This is a genomic window from Wenzhouxiangella indolica, assembly GCF_042310355.1.
Lineage (GTDB): Bacteria > Pseudomonadota > Gammaproteobacteria > Xanthomonadales > Wenzhouxiangellaceae > Wenzhouxiangella.
Window position 1 is genome coordinate 68,395 of record NZ_JBHJMR010000005.1, and the last position, 25,221, is coordinate 93,615.

At 65.9% G+C, this 25,221-nt stretch carries 13 protein-coding genes; 7 read left to right on the top strand and 6 right to left on the bottom strand.

The window, feature by feature from the left end; translation table 11 throughout:
- Nucleotides 1-54 precede the first annotated feature (54 nt).
- The 4 genes from ACDC67_RS07855 to ACDC67_RS07870 all read left to right on the top strand — a co-directional run bounded on the left by ACDC67_RS07855 (nt 55) and on the right by ACDC67_RS07870 (nt 6,467).
- On the top strand, nt 55-801 hold the full coding sequence (locus ACDC67_RS07855; RefSeq protein WP_376692064.1) for an electron transfer flavoprotein subunit beta/FixA family protein: 747 nt from the start codon (nt 55-57) through the stop codon (nt 799-801).
- A complete protein-coding gene (locus tag ACDC67_RS07860) occupies nt 801-1,742 on the top strand; it encodes an electron transfer flavoprotein subunit alpha/FixB family protein (protein ID WP_376692066.1) in 942 nt (313 codons plus the stop codon). Before ACDC67_RS07855 ends, ACDC67_RS07860 begins: the two co-directional genes overlap by 1 nt.
- 550 nt (nt 1,743-2,292) lie before the next feature.
- Nucleotides 2,293-5,346 carry a ligand-binding sensor domain-containing protein gene (locus ACDC67_RS07865; protein WP_376692068.1) on the top strand — a complete coding sequence of 1,018 codons (3,054 nt, stop codon included), beginning with the start codon at nt 2,293-2,295 and terminating at the stop codon, nt 5,344-5,346.
- Nucleotides 5,347-5,906: 560 nt separating this feature from the next.
- The gene (locus tag ACDC67_RS07870) at nt 5,907-6,467 is read left to right on the top strand and encodes an REP-associated tyrosine transposase (protein ID WP_376692247.1); all 561 of its coding nucleotides are present in this window, start codon (nt 5,907-5,909) and stop codon (nt 6,465-6,467) included.
- Between the two features lie 660 nt (nt 6,468-7,127).
- On the opposite strand, the gene ACDC67_RS07875 is transcribed toward ACDC67_RS07870, so the two are convergent.
- Nucleotides 7,128-10,757: a hydantoinase B/oxoprolinase family protein gene (locus ACDC67_RS07875; protein WP_376692070.1), complete on the bottom strand. Its 3,630-nt coding sequence runs from the start codon at nt 10,755-10,757 to the stop codon at nt 7,128-7,130.
- 550 nt (nt 10,758-11,307) lie between these two features.
- Nucleotides 11,308-11,943, bottom strand: coding sequence for a phosphatase domain-containing putative toxin (locus ACDC67_RS07880; protein WP_376692071.1), 636 nt, complete (start codon nt 11,941-11,943; stop codon nt 11,308-11,310).
- A 291-nt stretch (nt 11,944-12,234) separates the two neighbouring features.
- Here ACDC67_RS07880 and ACDC67_RS07885 point away from each other — a divergent pair, with 291 nt between their 5' ends.
- Together ACDC67_RS07885 and ACDC67_RS07890 are read left to right on the top strand one after the other, a co-directional pair.
- On the top strand, nt 12,235-15,246 hold the full coding sequence (locus ACDC67_RS07885) for a DEAD/DEAH box helicase (RefSeq protein WP_376692072.1): 3,012 nt from the start codon (nt 12,235-12,237) through the stop codon (nt 15,244-15,246).
- 696 nt (nt 15,247-15,942) lie between these two features.
- The gene (locus ACDC67_RS07890) at nt 15,943-17,262 is read left to right on the top strand and encodes an alkaline phosphatase D family protein (protein ID WP_376692073.1); all 1,320 of its coding nucleotides are present in this window, start codon (nt 15,943-15,945) and stop codon (nt 17,260-17,262) included.
- A gap of 478 nt (nt 17,263-17,740) precedes the next feature.
- Here the strand turns inward: ACDC67_RS07890 and ACDC67_RS07895 are convergent, their stop codons facing one another.
- A complete protein-coding gene (locus ACDC67_RS07895) occupies nt 17,741-19,711 on the bottom strand; it encodes an InlB B-repeat-containing protein (RefSeq protein ID WP_376692075.1) in 1,971 nt (656 codons plus the stop codon).
- Nucleotides 19,712-20,111: 400 nt separating this feature from the next.
- Between ACDC67_RS07895 and ACDC67_RS07900 the strand changes: the two genes are divergently transcribed.
- Nucleotides 20,112-21,941: a DUF3300 domain-containing protein gene (locus tag ACDC67_RS07900; protein ID WP_376692077.1), complete on the top strand. Its 1,830-nt coding sequence runs from the start codon at nt 20,112-20,114 to the stop codon at nt 21,939-21,941.
- A gap of 435 nt (nt 21,942-22,376) precedes the next feature.
- Here ACDC67_RS07900 and ACDC67_RS07905 read toward each other — a convergent pair whose 3' ends face one another.
- From ACDC67_RS07905 to ACDC67_RS07915, 3 genes are read right to left on the bottom strand one after another with little or no spacing between them, the layout of a single operon-like run.
- Nucleotides 22,377-23,153 (bottom strand): ABC transporter permease, encoded by a 777-nt coding sequence (locus tag ACDC67_RS07905; RefSeq protein ID WP_376692078.1) that lies wholly within the window; start codon nt 23,151-23,153, stop codon nt 22,377-22,379.
- The gene (locus tag ACDC67_RS07910; protein WP_376692079.1) at nt 23,150-24,097 is read right to left on the bottom strand and encodes an ABC transporter ATP-binding protein; all 948 of its coding nucleotides are present in this window, start codon (nt 24,095-24,097) and stop codon (nt 23,150-23,152) included. The genes ACDC67_RS07905 and ACDC67_RS07910 overlap by 4 nt, the downstream gene beginning before the upstream one ends.
- A gap of 8 nt (nt 24,098-24,105) precedes the next feature.
- Nucleotides 24,106-25,086: a peptidylprolyl isomerase gene (locus tag ACDC67_RS07915; protein ID WP_376692081.1), complete on the bottom strand. Its 981-nt coding sequence runs from the start codon at nt 25,084-25,086 to the stop codon at nt 24,106-24,108.
- Nucleotides 25,087-25,221 lie beyond the last annotated feature (135 nt).

Consider the following 25,221-nt stretch of genomic DNA (forward strand, 5'->3'; position numbering starts at 1 on the left):
CGAGCCGTTACAATAGGGCGCTTACCACTCACAGCCTGATACAGGAAGACGCCCATGAAGATTCTGGTCACCCTCAAGCGGGTGGTGGATTACAACGTGCGCGTGCGGGTCAAGAAGGACGGTAGCGGCGTCGAGACCGACGGCGTGAAGATGTCGATCAACCCGTTCGATGAAATCGCGCTCGAAGAGGCGCTGCGCATCAAGGAGCGCGGTGATGCCGAGGAAGTGATCGTGGCCTCGATCGGCGGCGACGAGGTGCAGCAGCAGCTGCGCACGGGCTTGGCGATGGGCGCCGATCGCGCCATCCAGGTCAGCTCGGACGGTGACGTGCAGCCGCTCACGGCCGCGCGGACGTTTCTCAAGCTGGTCGAGAAGGAAGAGCCCGGCATCGTGTTCCTGGGCAAACAGGCGATCGACGACGACTGCAACCAGACCGGGCAGATGCTGGCCGCCCTTTGGGATCGGCCGCAGGCCACGTTTGCCTCCAAGGTGGAGCTGGCCGACGGCAAGGCGACCGTCGCGCGCGAGGTCGACGCCGGGCTGGAGACCATCGAGGTGGATCTGCCGGCGGTGCTGACTTCCGACCTGCGCCTGAACGAGCCGCGCTTCGTCAAGCTGCCCGAGATCATGAAAGCCAAGCGCAAGCCGCTCGATACCTTTTCGCTCGAGGATCTGGGCGTGGAGCGTGCCGGCGGCATCGAGGCGGTTTCCTACGAGCCGCCGCCCCAGCGCGGAGGCGGCAAGATGGTCGAATCCGTCGACGAGCTGGTGTCCGAACTCAAGGCGAAGGGGTTGCTGTAATGTCGAGAATTCTCATCATTGCCGAACACGACGGCGAAACGCTCAGTGCCGCCACGGCCAAGACGCTGACCGGTGCCCTGGACATGGACATCGCCGACATCGACGTGGCGGTGTTTGCCGCCGATCCGTCGGGCGTGGCCGAGCAGGCCGCGAAGCTCGAGGGTGTCACACGGGTGCTGGCCATCGCGCATGCCGATTTCGAACATTTCCTGGCCGCGCGCCTGGCGCCGGAGATCAAGGCCCTGGCGGGCGATTATTCCCACATCCTGATGCCGTCGACCACGTACGGCAAGGACGTGCTGCCGCGCGCGGCGGCCCTGATCGGCGTCAACCAGGTTTCCGATATCCAGGAAGTGATCGGCGCGCGCAGCTTCAAGCGCCCGATTTACGCCTCCAACGCGATCGTCACTGTGAATGTTGCCGACGATCAGCCGGTGGTGGCGACCATTCGCACGGCGTCGTTCGCGGCCGCCGGCGAGGGCGGCTCGGCCGAGATCGAGTCGCGCGAGCCGCAGGCGAGCGATCCCGGGCATACCCGCTGGATCAAGGTCGAGGGCGGCGAAGGCGAAGGCCCGGATCTGGCCACCGCGCCGGTGGTGGTCTCCGGCGGCCGCGCGATGGGCTCGAGCGAAGGCTTCGACATCATCTACTCGCTGGCCAAGAAGCTGGGCGCGGCGGTGGGCGCCTCGCGCGCGGCGGTCGACGCCGGCTACGTGCCCAACGAGCTGCAGGTGGGCCAGACCGGCAAGATCATCGCGCCGGAGCTGTATTTCGCCATCGGCATCTCGGGCGCCATCCAGCACCTGACCGGCATCAAGGACGCCGGCACGATCGTCGCCATCAACAAGGACCCGGAAGCGCCGATTTTCGAGGTCGCGGACCTGGGCTTGGTGGGGGATTTGTTCGAGCTCGTGCCGGAGTTGGAAAAGAAGCTGGGGTGAGACGGCGCCCGGTTGGTTTTTTGGTGCGGCGCGGTTGGCGTTGGGGGCGGCTGCGCCGGTTGAGCTGGGTGCTATCTCAGGATTGAGAGTGTGGGCGTAGGATGTGTGGAGGCCGGAGGCCGTAACGCATCGGCTGCGGATGGGCTTGGCTGATGCGTTGCGCTTCGCTCCACGCATCCTACGCGTGGCGGCTGGGCGTTGACGGTTGTTGGGGTTCGTAGGATGTGTGGAGGCCGTAGGCCGTAACGCATCGGCTGCGGGTGAGTTTGGCTGATGCGTTGCGCTTCGCTCCACGCATCCTACGCGGATTCCGTGGTCCGTAATCCGTAATCCGTAATCCGTAATCCGGAAACCGGAAACCGGAAACCGGAAACCGGAAACCGGAAACCGGAAACCGGAAACCGGAAACCGTGATCCGCAAACCGTCTTTCCCTGAAATCCCCATCCCTCGATCCGCGGGCCCCTCGCTTGGTTGGCCGGGTTGGGGTATGCTCGATTCATCGGCGTGGCAGCCGGGGTGGGGTGGCTGATGTCTGGAGGGGAGCCAGGATTGGGCCGGTTTGTTGCGCGATTTCTCGTTTTGTTCGGTGTGCTTCATGCGGCGCTGGCTTTTCTGCCTGCGCATGCGCTGGCGCCCGACAAGGCCTTTCACCAGTTCGTGCGCGATACCTGGAGTATCGAGGAAGGCCTGCCGCAGATCACGGTGACGGCGCTGGTGCAGGGGCCGGACGGGTATGTCTGGGCCGGGACGCAGGCCGGTGTGGCGCGCTTCGACGGCGTGCGTTTTACCGTGTTCGACCCGAGTCAATCCCCCGAGATGCCCGGCATGCTGATCCAGGCGCTGTTCGTGGACTCGCAGGACCGGGTCTGGACGGGCACCTACAAGGGTGCGGCGGTGTTTCGCGACGGGCAGTTCCACGGCGTCAGCGACGGTTTCGGGCGCGAGATCGACGTCTTCCAGTTTGCGGAAACATCCGCGGGCGAGGTGGTCATCGCCTCCGACCGCGGTTTGCTGCGCCTCAACGACGATGCTTTCGTGAACGTCGGCGACGACCCGGAAGATGCCCTGCGCTCGGTGTTTGCCCACGGCGAGGACCTGTACGCCGGCGGCTACGGGGTGATTCACCGCCAGCGTGACGGTCGGTGGGAATCCATGCCCCTGGATGGGCCACTCGATTCGGCGCTGGTCACCGACTTCATCGCCTACGACGAGCGCCTCTGGGCGGCGACCACGCGCGGGCTGCTGTATCTCGAGGACGGTCAGTGGCGAGCCTACCGGGTGGAAGGGGAGCTGGCCGACGAGGTGATCGAAACCCTGTACGCCGATCGCGACGGCAATCTCTGGCTGGGTGCGGCCGGCCGCCTGCTGCGGATCCAGGGGCGCGAGCTGATCGAGTCGGTGCCCGACGACGCGGCTTATGCCCACAGCAGCGTGTTGGCCATGACCGAGGACCACGAGGGCAACCTCTGGCTGGGCTCGCGCTGGGACGGGCTGGCCCGGTTGTGGAACGGCTGGGTGTTCCGCTACGACCAGCCCGAGGGCCTGCACAACAGTCTCGTGTGGTCGGTCGCCCGGGACGGGGAAGGCAATGTCTGGACGGGCACCATGGACGGCCTGGCGGTGTTGCGGGAAGGGCGCTTCGAGCGCCTGGTCCCCGGCAGCGAGCAACCGCATCCGCACGCCTACACCTTGCTGCCCGAGCCCGATCGCGTCTGGGTGGGCACGCGCACGGGTCTGTACTGGTGGAACCGGCGCGAGCAGCGGGTCGAGAAACCGCCGGCTTTCGATGTGCTCGACAGCGCCCAGGTCAACGGCATCATTCCCTACGAGGGCGATTACTGGCTGGCCACCACCGAGGGCGTGTGGCGCTTCGACGGCGAGCGGATGCATCGCATCGCGCCGACCGGGGACATGGGTGGGCGCGACGTCCGCGTCCTCTACGAGACCAGCGACGGCGGACTGCTGGCCGGGACCCGGCGCGGCCTGTTGTACTGGCATCACGGGCGCTTCCTGCGCTTCAGCGAGGTAGCCGCCGAGCGCGACGTGACGGCCATCCTCGAGCTCTCCGACGGGCGCCTGGCCGTCGGCACCTTCGACGAGAAGCTGTATATCGGCCGCGACGATGACTGGCACGAGTTCGATGCCGACGACGGTCTGCCGACCAACAGTCCGTTCGCCTTCGGCGAGTCGGACGGGCGGCTGTGGGTGGCGGGCATTCGCGGCATCTACGAGCTGCCGCTGGATTCGATTCAGCGCTACATCGACGGCGAGATCGAGGCCTTGCCCGGGCGCATGGTACTCAACGAACGTGGCGACGTGCCCGGGGCGCAGAAGGGATTTTGCTGCAACGGTGCGGGCAATGCCAAGGGCTTCATGCACGACGGCGACCTGTGGTTGCCGACGCGTGGCGGCATCGTCCACCTCGTGCCGCAGCGCATCCAGCGCAATCCCGAGCCGCCGCGCCTGCACGTCGATCGCGTGCGCATCGACCAGAAATGGCGCGCGCTCGAGCCGGGGCAGTCGTTCGATTTGCCGGCCGAGCAGCGCGATATCGCCTTCGGCTTTGCCGTACTCAGCTACCAGGATCCGACCAGTGTGCAGGTGGAATACCGCCTGGAGGGTTTTCGCAACGACTGGCAGCGACTCGACGAGCCCATGCAGCGACAGCTCTTCTACACCAACCTGCCCTCGGGTTCGTTCACCTTGCAGGTTCGCGCGACCAACAACGCCGGCGTGTGGAGCGATCCGCCGACGAGCCTGGATTTCCACATCCAGCCCCGGGTCTGGGAGACAGTCTGGTTCCAGACGGCGATGCTGTTTCTCGTGATTCTGCTGATCTGGCTGGGCTTCAACTACCGCCTGCGCAACATGCAGCGCCAGCAGCGCGCGCTGGAGGGCATGGTGGCCGACCGGACGGAGAAACTGCGCGTGGCCAACGAGCATCTGCGCGACTACAGCGCTCGGCTGGAGACGGCGAGCATGACCGATCCGTTGACCCGGCTCTGGAACCGACGCTACTTGTCGTCGCAGCTGCCGGCGGACTTGTCGCATTTCCATCGCGAGTTGGCCAAGGTGCAGATGCTCGGCTCGGTGATGGTGTTTGCCATCGTCGATATCGACTTCTTCAAGGAAATCAATGATCGCCACGGGCATGATGCCGGCGACGACGTGTTGCAGCAGTTCGCCCGGCTGCTCGAGCAGCTGGTGCGCAACGGTGATTACATCGTGCGCTGGGGTGGTGAGGAGTTCCTGATCGTGTTCCGTCCGATGCCGCCCGACGAAGTCACGCGGGTGGCGACGCGAATCATCGATGGCATCGGCAACCACGGTTTCCTGCTCGAGGGTGGCCGGATCCTGCGCATGACCGCCTCGATGGGCCTGGCCGAGTACCCACCCTTCCGCGACAGCCCGTCGGCCATGGACTGGAACCATTCCGTGACCCTGGCCGACAAGGCCCTGCTGCATATCAAGCAGGAGGGCCGCGACGGCTGGTGCCGAGTCCGCCCCGCCCCCTGGGTGGAACCGGCGAGCCTAGCGGCGCACCTCGATCGGAGTCTGCGGGATTTGTTGCGGGATGAAGAGGTGTTGGTGGAGCGGGGGTAGGCCGCTGGCGCGGCGGTGTCTTGGTGTCGGTGTTGGTGGTTTCGTAGGATGTGTGGAGCGGTAGCGGAACGCATCGGCTCCCGTTGGGCTTGGCTGATGCGTTACGGCTTTGCCTTCACGCATCCTACGGGTTACGGGTTACGGGTTACGGGTTACGGGTTACGGGTTACGGGTTACGGGTTACGGGTTGCGGGTTGCGGGTTGCGGGTTGCGGGTTGCGGACGACGGGTGGCGTTTGGGGTTGGTGGTTTGGTGGTTTCGTAGGATGTGTGGAGCGGTAGCGCAACGCATCGGCTCCCGTGTGGGCGTGGCTGATGCGTTACGGCTTTGCCTCCACGCATCCTACGGATGGCGGATGGCGGATGACGGGTGACGGGTGACGTTTGGGGTTTCGGGTTGGTGCTTTCGTAGGATGCGTGGAGCGGCAGCGCAACGCATCGGCTGCGGTTGGGCGCGGCTGATGCGTTGCGGCTTCGCCTTCACGCATCCTACGGATGGCGTTTGACTTGTCCTGGGTTGTTTTTCTATCCTCGCCGGAGGCTTTGGCATGCGGGGTGGCGATGACTTCCTACCGCCGCGTTTATCAATCGGGCGGCACCTATTTCTTCACGGTCAACCTGCTGGATCGGCGTTCGAGTTTGCTGGTTGATCGGGTTGACTTGCTGCGGCAGGTCGTGCGGGATGTTCGTCGCGAACGGCCGTTCACGATTCATGCCTGGGTTGTTCTGCCCGATCACATGCATGCGCTCTGGTCTTTGCCGGATGGGGATTGCGATTTTTCCACGCGTTGGCGTTTGATCAAGTCGCGATTTTCGCGTGGGCTTGCTGGGTTCAATCGCGCTACGGCGAGTCGACTCCGCCGGGGTGAGAAGTCAGTGTGGCAGCGCCGGTTCTGGGAGCATCTCGTTCGCGACGACACGGATTTCGAGCGTTGCTTTGATTACATTCATTTCAACCCGGTCAAGCATGGTTATGTCGAGCGAGTAGCGGATTGGCCGCATTCGACGTTTCGACATTGCGTGGATGCCGGGTTGTATCCACCCGAGTGGTCACACGTGTCGGGGGAGTTCGAGGGCGCGTTTGGAGAGCGGGACGAATTCGGGCAGTTCAGGCGGGGTTGATGTGGGTCGGTGGCGCTTGGTGGTTTCGTAGGATGCGTGGAGCGGTAGCGGAACGCATCGGCTGCGGTTGGGTTTGGCTGATGCGTTACGGCTTCGCCTCCACGCATCCTACGGAAGACGGAAGACGGAAGACGGAAGACGGAAGACGGATGACGGGTGACGGGTGACGGGTGACGGGTGACGTTCGGCGTTTGGCGTTTGGTGGTTTCGTAGGATGTGTGGAGCGGTAGCGCAACGCATCGGCTCCCGGTGGGTTTGGCTGATGCGTTACGGCTTCGCCTTCACGCATCCTACGGAAGACGGAAGACGGGTGGCGTTTGGTGTTTCGGGTTGGTGGTTTCGTAGGATGTGTGGAGCGGTAGCGGAACGCATCGGCTGCGGTTGGGTTTGGCTGATGCGTTACGGCTTTGCCTACACGCATCCTACGGGTGACGGGTTACGGATGACGGGTTACGGATGACGGGGGGCGGTTGGCGTTTGGGGTTGGTGGTTTCGTAGGATGTGTGGAGCGGTAGCGGAACGCATCGGCTGCGGTTGGCTGTGGCTGATGCGTTACGGCTTTGCCTCCACGCATCCTACGGATGGCGCATTACGGACGACGGATTACGGCTGACGGGTTACGGACGACGGACGACGGACGACGGGTGGGTTGCACGGATTTCATGATTGGCCGTGGGCGCCGCCGCCGGGGGTTTGCAGGATGAGTAGGTCGTTTGCCTGGACTTCGGTGCGGTCGGTGCCGGTTAGTTGTTTGTGTTGGCCGTCGGCTTGTTCGATCCAGGCTTTGCCGACGGCGCCGTTGCCGCCGCCTTCGAGGCCCGAGGGTGCGATCTTGCGGGAGTTGGCGAGGATGGCCACGGTCATCGGTTCGAGGAAGCGGATTTTTCGTTCGGCGCCGTTGCCGCCGTGCCATTTGCCTTCGCCGCCGGAGTGGGGGCGGATGCCGAAGGATTCGAGTCGGACGGGGAAGCGGGTTTCGAGGATTTCCGGGTCGGTCAGGCGCGAGTTGGTCATGTGGACGTGCACGGCGTCGGCGCCGTTGAATCCGTTGCCCGCACCCGCGCCGCCGCAGAGTGTTTCGTAGTGCTGGTAGCGGGCGTTGCCGAAGGTGAGGTTGTTCATCGTGCCCTGGCTGTTGGCGAGGATGCCCATGGCGGCGAACAGGGTGTCGGCGACGACCTGGCTGGTTTCGACGTTGCCGGCCACCACGGCGGCCGGGTGGACGGGCGATAGCAGGCTGCCTTCGGGGATGACCAGGTCGATGGGCGTCATGCAGCCGTCGTTGAGCGGGATGTCGTCGGCGACCAGGGTTCGCAGTACGTACAGGACGCAGGCGCGGGTGATGGCGCGCGGGGCGTTGAAGTTGTCTGGCGTTTGCTCACTGCTGCCGGTGAAGTCGATCGTCGCCCGGCGTGCGTCGCGGTCGACGGTAATGGTTACTTCGACCTGCGCGCCGTTGTCCATGCGCTTGATCCAGTGGCCGTCTTCGAGTTTGCCGAGGGCGCGCGCGACCTGTTCGGCGGCGTTGTCCTGGACGTGGCCCATGTAGGCGCGCACGACAGCCAGGCCGAACTGTTCGATCATGCCGGACAGCTCACGCAGGCCACGGTTGTTGGCGGCGATCTGGGCGTGCAGGTCGCTGAAGTTCTGATCGAGGTTGCGTACCGGATGCTCGCCGCCGGTGAAAAGTTGCTCGAGTTCATCGCGCAGCAGCTCGCCTTCGCGCACCGCGCGCATCGGGCCGATCAGCACGCCTTCGTCGTGGATCGTCTTGCTGTCGGGCGGCATTGAGCCGGGGGTGATGCCGCCGACGTCGGCGTGGTGCGCGCGGCTGGCGGTGTAGAACAGGATCTCGTTGCCGTCGGCGTCGAAGCAGGGGCTGACGACCGTGAGATCCGGCAGGTGGGTGCCGCCGTTGTAGGGGTCGTTGAGCAGGAAGACGTCGCCGGGCCGCATGTCGTCGCCGAAGCGGTCGATGACCGCGCGCACGCTCTCGCCCATCGAACCCAGGTGCACTGGCACGTGCGGGGCGTTGGCGACCAGGCGGCCTTGCTCGTCGAACAGCGCGCAGGAAAAATCGAGGCGCTCCTTGATGTTGGCCGACCAGGCGGTTTGTTGCAGGGTCGCGCCCATGTGCTCGGCGATCGACATGAACAGATTGTTGAATACTTCCAGCAGTACCGGATCGGCTTCGGTGTCGGCCTGTAGCGCGCGCCTGGACTCGGCGCGCTCAAGCAGCAGGTGGCCGCGGCGGTCGAGCGCGGCGCGCCAGCCGGGCTCGAGCACGACGGTGGCGTTGGCCTCGATGATGATGGCCGGGCCGTCGATGCGCTGGCCGGCGGCGAGGTCGTCGCGGCGGTAGATCGGTGTATCCGGACCAGACTTGCCGTCCATGAAGGTCTCGACGCGCTCGACCGGCTCGGCCGGGGGGCGTTCGGCGTCGATCTCCGCTTCGACGTCGAGGGCGCGGCTTTTTCCGACGGCCTCGAGCAGGCCGGCTTCGACTTCCAGTTCGCGCGCTTCCATGGCAAAGCCGAACTGCTGGCGGTGGGCCCGGGTGAAGGCGCGGGTCATGGCGTCGAAGGAGCCGAAGGGCACCGGCAGGCTGGTGTCGGTGCCGGTGTAGCGTACGCGGCAGTGGCGCTCGACGCTGATGGCGTCGTCGTCGAAGTCCTGCTTGTGCAGTTCGGTGACGGCGTCGTCGCCGCTGGCCTCGAAGGCTTCGGCCAGCTGATCGACCAGGGCCTCGTCGAGGCGGTCGTTGACCGGGAACTCGCGATGGGCGGTGACGTCGGCCAGGCCCATGCCGTAGGCCGAGAGTACGCCGGCGTGGGGATGAATCAGCACCGTCTCGATGCCCAGCTCGTCGGCCACCAGGCAGGCGTGCTGGCCGCCGGCGCCGCCGAAGCAGTTGAGCGCGTAACGGGTCACGTCGTGGCCGCGCTGCACCGAGACCTTCTTGATGGCGTTGGCCATGTTGGCCACGGCGATGCGCAGGAAGCCCTCGGCCACCTCGACCGGCGTGCGCGTGTCGCCGGTGGCTTCGCGGATCTCGCTGCACAGCGCATCGAAGCGCTCGCGCACGATGGCGGCGTCTAGGGCTTCATCGGCGCCGGGGCCGAAAGTCCGGGGGAAGAAATCCGGCTGCAGCTTGCCGAGCATGACGTTGCAGTCGGTGACGGTCAGCGGGCCGCCTTTCCGATAACTGGCCGGGCCGGGATCGGCGCCGGCCGAGTCGGGGCCGACGCGATAGCGGCTGCCGTCGAAGTGCAGCTTCGAGCCGCCGCCGGCGGCCACGGTGTGGATCTCGAGCATGGGCACGCGCAATCGCACGCCGGCGATGACGGTCTCGAGGCTGCGCTCGAACTCGCCGCTGTAGTGCGACACGTCGGTGGAGGTGCCGCCCATGTCGAAGCCGATCACGCGTTCCAGGCCGGCCATGGCGGCGGTGCGCACGCAGCCGACGATGCCGCCGGCCGGGCCCGAAAGGACGGCGTCCTTGCCGGCGAAGCGGGCCGCGTCGGTCAGGCCGCCGTCGGACTTCATGAACTGCAGGCGAACGTCGCCCAGTTCGTCGGCCAGGCGGTTGGCGTAGCGCTTGAGCACCGGCGAAAGATAGGCATCGACCACGGTGGTGTCGCCGCGACCGATCAGGCGAATCAGCGGGCTGACGCGGTGCGACAGGCTGACCTGCTCGAAGCCGAGTTCGGCCGCGATTTCGCCGATGCGTTGTTCGTGGTCGGGGTAGCGGTAGCCGTGGACGAGGACGACGGCCAGGGCGCGAATGCCCTTGGCGCGCAGGGCGGTCAGCTGCCGGCGCAGGTCGTCCTCGTCGGGCCGGCGCAATACCCGGCCGGCGGCGTCGAGGCGCTCGTCGACTTCCACGATCTCGTCGCAGAGCTGTTCCGGGCGGCGGATGTCGAGGGCGAAGATGTCCGGCCGGCTCTGGTGGCCGATCTTCAGTGCGTCGCGAAAGCCGCGGGTGATGACCAGCGCGGTGGCTTCGCCCTTGCGTTCGAGCAGGGCGTTGGTGGCGACGGTGGTGCCCATGCGCACGTGTTCGATGCGCTCGGCGGGAATGGCCTCGTCCGCGCCGAGGTCGAGCATGCGGCGAATGCCCTCGACGGTGGCGTCGGCGTAGTGGTCGGGGTTTTCCGACAGCAGCTTGGCGGCCCGGAGTTCGCCTTCGGGCGTGCAGGCGATGATGTCGGTGAACGTGCCGCCGCGGTCGATCCAGAATTTCCACCTTGATCGGGTGGGGGATTCGGTTTCGGTGGGCGGTGTGGACATGGAGTGACTTTAGCAGGGGCGGGTGGTGTTTTGGTGCGGCGCGGTTGGCGTTGGGGGTGGGATTGGCGCGGTGGGGGCGCCTGGGTTGGTGCGAGGTAGTCGTAGGATGCGTGGAGCGTAGCGCAACGCATCAGCCACGGTCTGAACGCCGCTGATGCGTTACGGCCTTTGGCCTCCACGCATCCTACGATTTTTGGGTTTTCGGGTTTTGGGGCTGGGCGATGGGCACTGACGCTGCGGGGCTTGAGGTTGATGCTGGCGTGCGGGTGTGGTCGTAGGATGCGTGGAGCGATAGCGCAACGCATCAGCCACGGTTTGAACGCCGCTGATGCGTTACGGCCTTTGGCCTCCACGCATCCTACGATTTTTGGGTTTTCGGGTTTTGGGGTCGGGCGATGGGCACTGGACGCTGCGGGGCTTGAGGTTGATGCCGGTGTGCGGGTGTGGTCGTAGGATGCGTGGAGCGATAGCGCAACGCATCAGCCGCGGTTCGAACGCAGCTGATGCGTTGCGGCCTTCGGCCTTCACGCATCCTACGACTCCCACTGGGTTAGATGAGTGTTCGGGCCCGCTTTCGGATCAACCGGCCGTTTTCGTCGATTACCGGGTCCATGCCGGCCCTTGCCGTCTTTTCGGCCAGGTGGTCGTGCGCGGTTTGCTTGTTGATGGTGAATTCGGGGCTGTACTGTCCGACGAAGGCTTCCTGTTCGGGTGTTTCGGCGGCGTGGACGTGGTGGAGTCTGCGGACGTAAGACAGGGACTCAGCACCGTCGCCGAAGCCGGCGTCGACCAGGCACATGCTGGCGACGGTGCCGGTTCGGCCGACCCCGGCGAGGCAGTGAACGGCGACTCTGCCGCCTTCGGCCAGGACGGCGGCGATCAGCAGGCGGGCGACTTGCCAGCGCTCCATCCACTGCCGCCCGGGAATGTCGCCGTCGCGGATCGGCAGGTGGAGCCACAAGGGAAGGCGTTCGCGGAGTTTGCGCGGCAGGTCGCCGAGGCCGAGCATTTCGAGTTCGCGGGTTTCCATCAGGGTGACAACGGCCGTGGCCGGCCAGCGTGCCAGGGCGTCGATGCCGGCGTCGGGCTCGGCCCGGCCCAGCAGCGCGCCGTGGGCGCCGGGGCAGGCGCAGAGGCCGAGCGTGCCCGCGTGGAGTCGAATTGCCGTAATGGCGTGGTCGGACATGGGGTAGACGGTAGCAAAGTTGGATTGATTAAGGTTTCAGGGTTCAGGTTTCAGGTTTCAGGGCGGGCACCGAAGTCAGTGGTGGGCGGCTTCGCCGCGACGCCGCGATGCCGAATCGGAAATCGGAGCCCGCGAGGTTCCACGACACATCGGCCACCCCCCACACCCGACGCGGCGCAGCCGCCCCGCAACGCGGGCCGCTCCCGCCTGAACCCTGAAACCTGAACCCTGAAACCTTCTTTCCAACCTTTTTCTCACCTTTTGAGAAAGCCCTGCGCCCATAATGTTGGCATGTCTTTATTCGATGCCGAACAGGCTCTGGATTCCTGGTTTGCGAACGCCGTGGGTGAGCCGACGTCGGTGCAGCGTTCGGCCTGGCCGGTGTTGCGGGCCGGGCGCAATGCGCTGGTGATTGCCTCGACCGGGCAGGGCAAGTCGCTGGCGGCCTGGCGGCCGATCGTGGAGGGCTTGGCGAGGCGGCCGGGTCGGGGCAAGGGGGTTCGGGCGCTGCATATCGCGCCGCTGAAGGCCCTGGCGCGGGATATGACGCACAATCTCGCGCCCCTGCTCGAGGCTGTCGCTCCCGTGAACGGCCGCGCGCCGGCGATCGCGCTGCGCTGCGGGGATACGCCGCAGGTTGAGCGCGCCCGCCAGCGCCGCAATCCGCCCGAGATTCTCTCGACCACGCCCGAATCGCTGTTCGTGCTTCTGGGCAGCCGCGGGGGACGGTCGCTGCTGCGTACGGTCGAGTCGGTGGTGGTCGACGAGCTGCACGCCCTGGCCGGCGGCAAGCGCGGCGCGCACCTGGCGCTGTCGCTGGCGCGACTGGACCGGCTGGCGGGGCGGCCCGTGCAGCGCATCGGGCTTTCGGCCACGGCGCATCCGGCCGCGACCCTCGCCCGCTTCCTGGCCGGCTCGGCCGATTGCGAGATCGTCGCGCCCGACCGAGCCGGGCCGGTGAAGCTGGAGGTCGAACTGCCCGGCATGGCGCTGGGGCCGTTTCCCAACAGCCTGCACTGGGAGCAGATCCATGCGCGCATCGCCGAACTCGCGTTGGGGAATCGGTCGCTACTGGTGTTCTGCCAGACCCGCGCGCAGGTCGAGCGCACGGCCGCGACGCTGGACGATTTGCTGGAGACGGCTGGCCATCCGGACCAGGTTGGCGCGCACCACGGCAGCCTGGATACCGCGCACCGCGAGGCGATCGAGGCCCGCTTCAAGGCCGGCGCCTTGCGCGTGCTGGTCTCAAGCGCCTCGCTGGAACTCGGACTGGACCTGGGGCACGTCGATCGGGTCTGCCAGCTGGGCGTGCCCGGCTCGGTCAACCTGGTGCGCCAGCGTGCCGGTCGCAGCGGGCATCGTCCCGGTCGACGGCCCTGCATGCACCTGTTTCCGCTCACGCTCAACCAGCTGGTCGAAACGCGCGCGCTGGCCGACGTGATTGCTGCCGGCGGCGTCGATGCCGTCGAGCCGCTCGATGCGCCGCTGGACGTGCTCGCGCAGCAGCTCGTGGCGCTGGTCGCCAACGGCACGGGCAAGGTCGGGGAGTTGCTGGACGTGGTTCGCGCCGCCTGGCCGTATCGCGATGTTTCGGCGCAGACGCTGGCCGCACTGCTCGAATCGCTGGCCGAGCGGCCCGAGATGATGCCGGACGCGCAGCTCGATCCGCTGCTGCTCACGGACGGTAAGGACGGCTACCGGGCCCATCCCGAGGCCGATCGCCTGGCCTTGACCAATGCCGGCACCATTCCGGAATGGTTCGAGTACGACGTGATCCGCGTCGATACCGGTGATGTCGTGGGCCGGCTGGACGAGGAGGTAGCCTTCGAGTCCTCGCCGGGGCAGGTGCTGCAGCTGGGCAACCGCCCCTGGCGGATCCTGCGCGTGCTGACCGGGCTGGTGCACGTGGAGCCGGCCGGCGAGGAACCGGCCGAGCTGCCGTTCTGGTTCGGCGAGGGGCCGGGCCGCAGCGCGAAGATGGCCGAGGCCATGCTGTGCGTGATCGCCGGCCGGGGGCGTACGCCGCCGCATCCGCAGGCCGTTCGCTTGCTGGAGGAATCGCGCGCCCTGCTCGGGGCGCTGCCTTCGCCCGAGCGCCTGGTGATCGAACAGTTTTCCGACCCCGGCGGCGATCGCCACATCGTGCTGCACACCTTCGCCGGCGCGCGCATCAATCGCGCCTGGGGGCTGGCGCTGCGCAAGCGCTTTTGCCGCCAGTTCAACTTCGAGCTGCAGGCCGCGGCCACCGACGACGGCGTGCTGATCTCGCTGGGCGTGACCAGCCAGTTCGATCTGCCGGCGGTGGCGGGTTTCGTGAAGTCGCACAACGTGGCCGACGTGCTCACCCAGGCGATGCTCGACACGCCGCTGTTCGTGACCCGTTTTCGCTGGTGCGCCAACAACGCCCTGGTGTTGCTCAAGAACGGCCTGGACGGGCCGCTGCCCTCGCAGCGCCAGCGCAGCCAGGCCGAGAACCTGATCGCCTGCGTGTTTCCCGACCAGCTCGCCTGCCTGGAGAACCTTAGCGGCGCGCGCGAAGTGCCGGATCATCCGCTGGTGCAGCAGGCCCTGTCGGACTGCCTCGACGACTACATGGATCTAGGCGGCTTGCAGCGCCTGCTGGGCCGCATCGAGTCGGGCGAGGTCGAAGTGCACGCGGTCGAGACGCCCCGACCCTCGCCGCTGGCCGAGGCGTTGATCCACGCGCCGCGCTACAGCTACCTGGACGAGGACGATGCCGAGGAGCGGCGTACCCGCAATTTCGAGAAGCCGGCGCGGCATGCAGGCAACAAGGCCGCGCCGCGCTCGCGAACCGCGCCGCAGCTGTCGGGCACGAGCCGGTCGAAACCGCCGGCGCGGGGGGTGAGTGCACCGGTGCCGCCGCCGGCAAGGGCGGGTGATTTCAGGCCCCTGCAGCCTTCCACAACCGCGTTGGAGCGGCTGCTGGAGCAGGCGGGGTTCCTGACGCAGCAAGAGGGCGAGTCCGGGCTGGGCATGGTTCGTTCCGCGACGGCCGGGGGCTGGACGCGCTGGTTCTCGAAGCTGGTGCGCGAGGGGCGGGCGTTGACCCTGGTGGGGCCGGACGGCCGCCGGCTGTGGATCGCCACGCGCCGGCTGGACTGGATCCAGTCGCTGGACGGGCGCTGGCAGCCCATGCCGCCGCCCGGAGGTATTCCGCGCGATGCGCTGCCCAGCGACCGCGGGGTCGTGTGGCAGTGGCTGATCGAGAGCCGGCAGCGGCTCGAGGGGGAGGCGGCGTTCGACACGGTTGCGGCGGTGTTCGGGTTGACGGCGCCGGTTTAGGGGTTGCTTCTGGTGTTTTGGTTTTTTGGCTCGGCGCCGATGGGTTTGGGGGTGGTAGCGCAGCGCATCGGCTTCTGGTGGGAGTGGCTGATGCGTTACGGCCTTCGGCCTCCACGCATCCTACGGATGATGGGAGGCCGTGCGGGATTGTGGTTTTCGTAGGATGCGTGGAGCGGTAGCGCAACGCATCGGCTCCCGTTGGGTGTGGCTGATGCGTTACGGCCTTTGGCCTCCACGCATCCTACGGATGATGGGAGGTCTTGCGGGTTTGTGGTTTTCGTAGGATGCGTGGAGCGTTAGCGCAGCGCTTTGGCTTCTGGTGGGTTTGGCTGATGCGTTGCGGCCTTCGGCCTCCACGCATCCTACGAGTGATGGGCGGCCGTTCGGGTTTGTGGTTTTCGTAGGATGCGTGGAGCGGTAGCGCAACGCATCGGCTCCCGTTGGGTTTGGCTGATGCGTTACGGCCTTTGGCCTCCATGCATCCTACGGATGATGGGAGGTCTTGCGGGTTTGTGGTTTTCGTAGGATGCGTGGAGCGTTAGCGCAACGCATCGGCTGCGGTTGGGAGTGGCTGATGCTTTGCGGCTTCGTCGCCACGCATTCCACGAGGTTCGGGGTTTTTGGTTTGGGTTTGTCATGCCGTCGTGGCCATTGAGCCGGTATAGTCGGCGGCCGGGAGTTTCTTGACTGGAGTGGATGATGCGTTTTCTGTTTCTCTTTGTGCTGCTTGCCTGTTCGATGTCGTTGTCGGCCGCCGAGATCGTGGCCGGGCCGATGCCGGGGCATTCGACGATGCGCCAGGTCAAGGTCTGGCTGCAGACCGACGAGCCGGCGGTGGTGCAAATTCGTTACCGCTCGGATGAAGACGGGTCGTGGCAGACGAGTGCGCCCGAGGCCACGGATTCGGAACGGGCCAACACGGCGATCCTGCTGGCCACCGGCCTGGAGCCGGGGCTGCGCTACGAGTACGAGGTGCTGGTCGACGAGGCCGTTCATTCGCCCGAGCATGAACTGCGTTTCGTGACCCAGCCGTTGTGGCAGTGGCGCGAGGACCCGCCCGATTTCCGTTTTGCGCTGGGATCGTGCGCGTACATCAACGAGACGGTGTACGACCGTCCGGGCGAGCCCTATGGCGGGGACTACCGGATTTTCGACGCCATCGCCGACGCCGAGCCGGCCTTCATGCTGTGGCTGGGCGACAACGTCTACTACCGCGAGGCCGACTGGAATTCGGCCTCGGGCATGTACCAGCGCTTCAGCCATACCCGCGGGCACGAGGCCCTTTCGCGCCTGGTCACCGGCACGCATCACTACGCCACCTGGGACGACCACGACTACGGCCCGAACAATTCCGATCGTGGCTACGCGATGCGTGAGACCGCGTTGGAGGTTTTCAACGCGTTCTGGCCCAATCCCGACTTTTCGGGCGCGGGAACCGGCGGTGTCACCAACTACTTCGAGTGGCACGATGTCGGTTTCTTCATGCTCGACAACCGGTATTTCCGGTCGGCCAACTACCGGACCACCGGCGAGCGCACCATTCTCGGTGACGAGCAGATCGACTGGCTGGTCGACGCGCTCAAGACCAGCAATGCCAGCTTCAAGTTCGTGGTCATGGGCGGGCAGTTCCTCAACTCCGCCGAGAACAGCGAGACCTATATCAACCTGGCGCCGGGCGAGCGCCGCGAGCTGCTCGATCGCATCGAGGCTGAACGCATTCCCGGGGTCGTGTTCCTGACCGGCGATCGGCATCATTCGGTGCTGCTGAAGATGGATCGCTACCGGAATTATCCGCTGCACGAGTGGACGGTTTCGCCCCTGACCGCCGGTGCCCACGACCCGGGTGACGAGGCGATGCAGTATGACGTCGAGGGCAGTCTCTATGCCGAACGCAATTTCGGCATGATCGAAGTGACCGGGCCGCGCAATGAGCGCGTGGCGACGTTGATCCTGCACGACAGCGACGGTGAGGAGGTCTGGCGGCAGGAGATTCGGCAGGAGGCGTTGCAGCCGTAGTGGCGCTGGCGTGGCGTTGGTTGGTGTTTTGGTGGGGTGTGGATCGGTTGGGGGAGGCAGCAGTTCCTCGTCGAAGTCGTCGTAGGATGTGTGGAGCGGTAGCGGAACGCATCGGCTCCCGATCGGTTTGGCTGATGCGTTGCGGCTTCGCCTCCACGCATCCTACGGTCGGCGATTCTGCGGATTACGGATTACGGATTACGGATTACGGTTTACGGTTTACGGTTTACGGATCACGGGCCACGGGCCACGGGCCACGGGCCACGGACCAGGGACCAGGGACCAGGGACCAGGGACCAGGGACCAGGGACCAGGGACCAGGGACCAGGGACCAGGGACCAGGGACTAGGGACCAGGGACTAGGGACCAGGGACCAGGGACCACCGATGCACCGATGCACCGATGCACCGAAACGTTCTGTTGCTGCACCAAAACACCAAAGCACCAAAACACCAATCAGCGCCACGCCAGCGGCCCGCTATGGCGCGGTTTCGAAGCGGTCGGTGAAGATGACGTCCTCGGCCGGGCCGGAGTCGAAGCTGGCGGTGATGGTGGTATCGGCGGTCACGCTGATGTAGCAGATGTTGCCGCTTGGCAGCGGGCAGTTGGGTGACCAGCCGCTGAAGGTGCTGCCGGAGGCGGCTACGGCGTGCAGTTCGACCAGGGTGCCGTTGAAGAAGACTTCGGAGCAGTCGCTGCCGCAGGCGATGCCGAGCGGTACGCTGATGACGGAGCCGCTGCCGGTGCCGGTGCGGGATGCGGTCAGGGTGAAGTGGTCTTCGCCGACGTTCATGTGGTTTTCGTCGAAGCCGGCGTCGTAGTAGCCGCCGGACTGACCGGGGTTGCCCTGGTTGTTGCTGGCGTCGTTGACCGGCAGGGTCTGATATTCGATGTCGCGGGTTGATGACCACAGCAGGGCGTTTTGCTGGCACATGTCCACGCCCGGTGAGGCGGATGTCTGGCGGGCGTCGCCGCCGGCGATATTGATGAACTGCGGTGTGGCGATGTAGTAGGTGCCCGCGGGCAGGTCGCCCGGATCGCTGTCGGCCAGGTTGCACTCCGACTGGATGGAGCCGGCTTGCAGGTCGATGCCGGTGGAGTCGGCGATGATCGAGTTGTGCAGGTAATTGGCGGCCCCGGCGCCCTGGGAGAGCAGGGCGCCAGACGGCGGCGGTGTTCCGCTGTCCACGTAGGCGGTGTTGCGGGCGATGGTGGCGTGCTGGATCTCGAACTGGGCGCCCTCGTTCCAGATCGCCGTGTCCGTTGTGTTGTTGTACATGCCGACATGACCCAGGCGAACCAGCGCGCCGTTGGCGCCGTGAATCAGCGACATGAAGTCCGGATCGATGGTCCATGACTGGTTCAGTTCCATGAGCGTGCTGTTGATTCGAACGGAGGAATTGCTCACGAAGACGACGCTGGCGTCCGTCCGGCTGCCCTCGATCTCGGAGCAACTGATCTGGAAGGGGCAGCTCGAGGCCCGGTCCATTGTGACTTGAGGGCTGCCCGAAGTGCCGCCGTTGACGGCATGGATCGCCGCCCCGCCGCTCAGGCTCCAGTTGCTCTTCAGATATGTATTGACCAAAGTGGCGCGACCCGTGCCATTGACGTAGACTCCGCCGCCCCCCAGCCAGGCGAAGTTCTCGGCGATCGTAACGCGCTGGCTTCCGCCATTGCTGTAGAGTTCGCCGCCGTTGTCGACGTATACGGCGCCACCGTAGTCGGCGGTTCCCCCGCCCCCACTGATGGTCGATCCGCCCATCAACATCATGAAACAGCCGTTCGAGAGGTAGGCATTGTTGCCCCTGACGGCCGAGCCGGCGCGGAGCTGTCCGCGCAGCGTCACCTCGGAGTTGGAGCCGTTGCAGTAGACCCCGCCGCCCCAGTTGGTTCCCGTGTAGCGATCACCGTTGTCCTCCACGATGGAATCGGCCTGGATGTCCACGTAGGCGCCGCCATCGACGAGGATGCCTCGCAGATCGTGGTCGCCGATGCGCACGTCGTCGAGGACGACCGAGGCGCCGCCGGTGGCCGACAGGCCCGTGTCGGCCGAGCGGATGTTGAGTCTTGTGAGTGTGACGTTCGATTGCGCTTGCGAGCTGGTCTGGACGGTGACGGCCGTTCCCGTGGTGTTTCCGAAATTCGTGCGTCCGGATGGGCTGGTGAAGCAGTTCGGGTAGCCCCCGGAGATGGTCAGGCTGCCGGCGGCACCGGGATCCCAGTCGGTGAGCGTGACCTTGCCGTTGGAACCGGAGTAGGTGAGCGTATTGGTCAGCCTGATCTCATCGCTGCCGGCGCTGAACGCCGCCGAAAGAAGCGCCGAGGACAGGTTGGCGTGGACGTTGGGCCCGGTGCAGGCGGCGGAGCTGCCCACCCAGTAGGTGGCCGAGAAAGCCGGGGCGGCGATCAAGGCGAGGGCGAGTGCCAGGATGCGAATCAAGGTTGTCATGGTTTTCCGTGTCGTTTGCGATCGGTTAACGGGTCAGTCGCAAACGGCGGGGAAAGTGTGACAGGGGTTTTTAGGTTTCAGGTTTCAGGTTTCAGGAAACCCGAAGACAGAAAGCGTTGGGGGGCGGCGGCGCCGCGTTGGGTGTGGGGGTGGCCGATGGGTCGTGGGGTTTGGCGGAGGCTGCGTAGGTCGCCGTCGCATCCCCGACCTACGCCCTCGATCCGTTCTCGCGGCAAAGCCGCCCCGCAATGCCCCAAAGTTGCCGCCTGAAACCTGAAACCTGAACCCTGAAACCTCCGGCCGCGGCCGCGCCGGCGGCCGGCCCCGTTCAGCCTGACTTCAGGCAGGTCTTGGTACAAAGTGGCCACGCGCAGCGATTTGCCGCGAAGGAGGCAATCCTATGAAAACCCTGACGACGCTGGTTATGACGACCATCCTGACCCTGACCGTGGGCTGCAGCATGACCGGGCCCGCCCGGGCGGATGACAATTACTTCAGCCAGGCCGAGCTCGATTCGATGCTGGCGCCGGTGGCGCTGTATCCCGACAGCGTGCTCTCGCACGTGCTGATCGCGGCCACTTACCCGCTCGAGGTGATCCAGGCGGCGCGCTTTTCGCGCGAGCGGCCCGGCTTGCGCGGCGAGGATGCCGTGGCGGCGGTTGAGGGCTACGACTGGGATCCCAGCGTGAAGGCGCTGGTGGCCTTTCCCGACCTGCTCGAACGCATGGACGAGGACCTCGACTGGACGCAGGACCTGGGCGATGCCTTCCTGGCGCAGGAAGACGACGTGATCGCCTCGATCCAGTACCTGCGCTCGGAGGCCTATTCTCAGGGCCACCTCAAGAGCAACGACCGGGTCAAGGTCGTGCGCGAGAAGGAATACATCTATATCGAGCCGGCACGCACCCGCGTGGTGTACGTCCCGTATTACGATCCGCGCGTGGTCTACTCGAGCTGGCGCTGGTCCAGCCACCCGCCGCGCTACTGGCATCGTCCCAGCGGCTTCAACGTGAGCGTCGGCTTCCATTGGGGTCGCCCGTACACGATCCGCCCGAGCTTCTACTTCAGCTCCTTCCACTGGGCGCAGCGCCGGGTCGTGGTGGTCAACCATCATCACCACTACTACCGGGATCATCGCTTCCGCTCGGGTCGCGAAGTGGCCCGATTCAGTGATGCCCGCCACTGGAAGCACGACCCGGTTCATCGCCGTGGCGTGAGTTACCGCGGCCGGGTGGAACAGACGCGTTTCGTCGAAAGCAGTCGTTCTTCCCTGCCCGCGAACCGCAAGTCGGCGCAGAAGCGCGATGCGCGGAGGGAATGGGCCGAGCAGCGTCGTTCCAGGACGGATTTCGGCGCCAGGAAGTCGTCGAGCCAGCGCGGCACGAGTCGTTCCGACCGGGTCGCCGACCTTCGCGGCAGCAGTCGTGGTAATCAGTCGGCCCGGGTGCAATCCCGCGAGCGCGACAGCAGCCGTACACAGACGCGAAGCACGCAGCGCGCCGCCAGCGAGTCGCGTGAAAGCAATCGCAGCGTGACCGGCAGTGCGCCGGAACGCGCCAGGTCGTCGGAGCGTGCCAGCTCGCGGACGCGCTCCTCGGATTCGGGGCGCTCGTCCGCCGGTCGTGCCGGCCGCGTGAGCGAGTCGCTTCGCGGTAGCAGCTCGAGCTCGCGTGAGTCCGCCACGAGCCGGTCTCGGGGCGTCGAGCGTTCCTCGGAGCGTTCGTCCCAGCGTTCATCTGAGCGTTCGTCCGAGCGTTCGGGTAGTGCACGAAGCTCGCGGAAGGATAGCTCGCGATCTTCCACCTCGGTGCCGCGCGGTCTGACCGTGCGTTCGAGCGAGTCCTCGGGGCGTTCCTCCGCTCCGGCGCGCAGTAGCCGTTCATCTTCATCGTCGTCGCGCGGTGCCGCGTCTTCGCCCGGTCGGCAGTCGGCACCCAGCCGTAGCCGCTCGAGCAGCCGCGACTCGGCGCCTTCTCGCTCGGCTCCGTCGCGTTCAGCGCCGTCTCGTTCGGCGCCCCGGGCGGAATCATCCAGCCCGAGCCGCAGTTCGAAGTCGTCGAGCCCGCCGCGTTCGCGCACATCGACGCCGAGTCGGTCCGGTCGTTCGTCCGCGCCGGCGCGCAGCAGCCGCGGGTCGGACAGTTCGCGTTCGTCGCGCGGCTCGGCCCCGAGCCGTTCGCGCGGCGGTGATTCGCGCCGCGGCGGTGGTCGGGGAGACGAGCGGAAGTAGGGCTCGGGTTCCGGGGCGGATCAGCCGCGGTGTTTTGGTGCGGCGCGGATGGTATTGGGGGACGGCTTGGCCGTGAGAGGCGCCTGCGATAGGAGTGTCGGGTCGTAGGATGCGTGGAGCGGTAGCGCAACGCATCGGCTGCGGTTGGGCGTGGCTGATGCGTTGCGCTTTGCTCCACGCATCCTACGGTCGATGATTCCGCGGTTTACGGTTTACGGTTTACGGTTTACGGACCAGGGGCCAGGGGCCAGGGGGACGGCTTCGCCGTGTGGGGTGCGTGCGTTGGTCTGGGTGGGGGTCGTAGGATGTGTGGAGGCCGGAGGCCGTAACGCATCGGCTGCGGTTTGGGCTGGCTGATGCGTTGCGCTTCGCTCCAGGCATCCTACGTTTATTTGGTTCTTTGGTTCGGGTGGTGAGTGGTGGCTTTGCGGTATTTCAGGATTTCAGCCGGTGTCCTGTTCTTACGATCCAGGAGACGATTGCCAGGCATACGGCGATGAAGCCGGCCAGGGCGGCGAGGCTGACCCAGACGCTGACGTCGCCCGAGCCGAAGAAGAAGTAGCGAAAGCCCGAGACGATGTAGATGATGGGGTTGAACAGGCTCACCGTCTGCCAGATCGGCGGCAGCATGTCGATGGAGTAGAACACGCCGCCGAGGAAGGTCAGCGGTGTGACCACCAGCATCGGGATGAACTGCAGGGCTTCGAAGCCCTCGGCCCAGATGCCGATGATGAACCCCGCCAGGCTGAACGCGAACGCCACCATCAGCAGGTAGAGCAGCATCCACACCGGCTGGCCGATGTGCAAGTCGACGAACAGCTGCGCGGTGAGCAGGATGATGATCCCCAGCAGCACCGACTTGGTGGCCGCGGCACCGACGTAGGCCAGGACGAGCTCCGCGGTGGATACGGGTGCGGAGAGGATCTCGTAGATGGTGCCGGAAAAACGCGGCATGTAGATGCCGAAGGAAGCATTGTTCAGGCTCTGGGTGAACACCGTCAGCAGGATCAGGCCCGGCACGATGAAGGCGCCGTAGTCGACGGCGTCGATCTCGCCGATGCGCGAGCCGATGGCCGAGCCGAAGACGATGAAATACAGAACCGTGGTCAGGATAGGCGTGGCCAGGCTCTGCCACAGCGTGCGCTTGAAGCGCGCCATCTCGAACTTGTAGATGGCCCAGGTGCCGCGCAGGTTGAGCATCGGCGCGCTCATGCCCGGCCCTCCGTCGTCTCGTCGTCTTCGTGCACCAGGTCGACAAAGATCTCCTCGAGCGTGCTCTGGCGCGTGTTGATGTTGGTGAACTCGATGCCCCGGGCCTGCAGGCGCTTGAGCAGGGCCGGGACGCAGGCGTGCTCTTCTTCGGCGGCGAAGCTGTAGTCGAGACGGCGCCCGCGGTTGGCCAGGGTCAGCGTCCAGTCGGCGAGTGATTCGGGCAGTTCGCTCATGGGCTCTTGCAGGTGCAGGCTGAGGTGCTTGCGGCCGAGTTTCTTCATCAAGGAGGCGGTCTCGTCGACCAGGATGATCTCGCCGCGGCGGATCACGCCGACGCGGTCGGCCATGCGCTCGGCTTCCTCGATGTAGTGGGTGGTGAGCACGATGGTCACGCCGGTTCCGCGCAGCTTCTCGATCATGCGCCACATGTCGCGCCGCAGCTCCACGTCGACGCCGGCGGTGGGTTCGTCGAGAAACAGCAGTTTCGGTTCGTGCGCGAGGGCCTTGGCGATGAGTACGCGCCGCTTCATGCCGCCCGAAAGCGTCATGATGGCGTGGTTGCGCTTGTCCCACAAGGAGAGATCGCGCAGCACGCGCTCGATATGCGCCGGGTCGGGCGCGAGGCCGAACAGGCCGCGCGAGAAGCTGACCGTGTCGAACACGGTCTCGAACATGTCGGTGTAGAGCTCCTGCGGCACCAGGCCCGTGTGCCGGCGCGTGTAGCGGAAATCGCGGACGGTGTCGTGTCCATCGACGGACACCGTGCCCGAGGTGGGCGTGACGATGCCGCATATGACGTTGATCAGCGTGGTCTTGCCGGCGCCGTTGGGGCCGAGCAGGGCGAAGATCTCGCCGTGCTCGATGTCCAGGTTGACCGATTTGAGCGCGTGCAGGCCGCCCGCGTAGCGTTTGTCGAGATGCTCGATGCGCAGCAGGGCGGCCATGATTGCGCTCAGCCTTCGCAGTTGAAGTCGTCGGGCTGCGACAGGCGCGCGATGGCGATCTCGTCGCTGCCGTAGCCGGGCAGGTCATAGGCGACGGTGCCGCTGGTGCAGTCGCTGAAGCTCAGCGTCAGCGTGCCGTAGCTGGAGAAGTCGGACTCGGGCGGGTTCTGGAAGCCGATCCCTTCCTCGTCGGCCGGGTGACTGGAGAGGTCGACCGTGACCTCGGTGTCGCCGTAGTCGAAGGGGGTGCTGCCGACCAGCCAGAACTGGCGCTGCTCGTCGAAGTTGTACCAGTAGACGTTGGCAATCGGGCCCTGGCCGTCGTTGCCGTTGGCGATCTCGATGTTGAATCCGACGCCGTTGGTCGCCGGGTCGAACCAGGAGCCGCTGTGGTCGGGCATCAGCGGGAAACCCTCGTCGACGCGCACCGCGCGCTCGATGACCGGCGTGTCGCGCGGGAAGTCGCGCAGCGTGCCCAGCGGCGAGGTGATCGAGCTCGTCGGCTGCTCGCCCATGGCGTCGATGATGCCCATCCCGACCTCGACTTCTCCGAATACCGCGTAGCCGGCATCCGAGGCGTTGCCGGGGTCAAGGGCGTCGTTGTCCTCGACGTTGAAGAAAAACTGCGAGGAGGCCGAGTCCGGAGCGCTCTGGCGGGCCATGGAGATCGTGCCTCGCAGGTTTCCCAGGCCATTGTCGGCTTCGTTGACGATGTCGTCGTAGGTGGGTTCCCGGTAGATCAGGTCCCGGTCGAAGCCGCCGGATTGCACGATGAAGATCTCGTCCGAAACGGCCCGGTGAAAGACCAGCCCATCGTAGAACCCGTCATCGACGTAGCGCAGGAAGTTGTCCACCGTGACCGGCGCGTCGGCCGGGAACAGCTGGATGATGATGGGGCCGCGGTCGGTGTCGAGCCACACGCGCGGGTCCTGAGCCTGGGCCTGGATGGCGCAGGTAGCTAGAAGAAGCAGGGTCGCAATCTTTTTCATGATACTCGTCAGTCGTTCGGGAAAGCCCGAATTCTACGCGAGACGCTCGGCGAAGGGGCGGCAACGCACCAAAGTACAGGTGACGATGCGGGGTCGAGTTGGGTACCCTCTGGGGCTGGATTTCCAACGGATTGC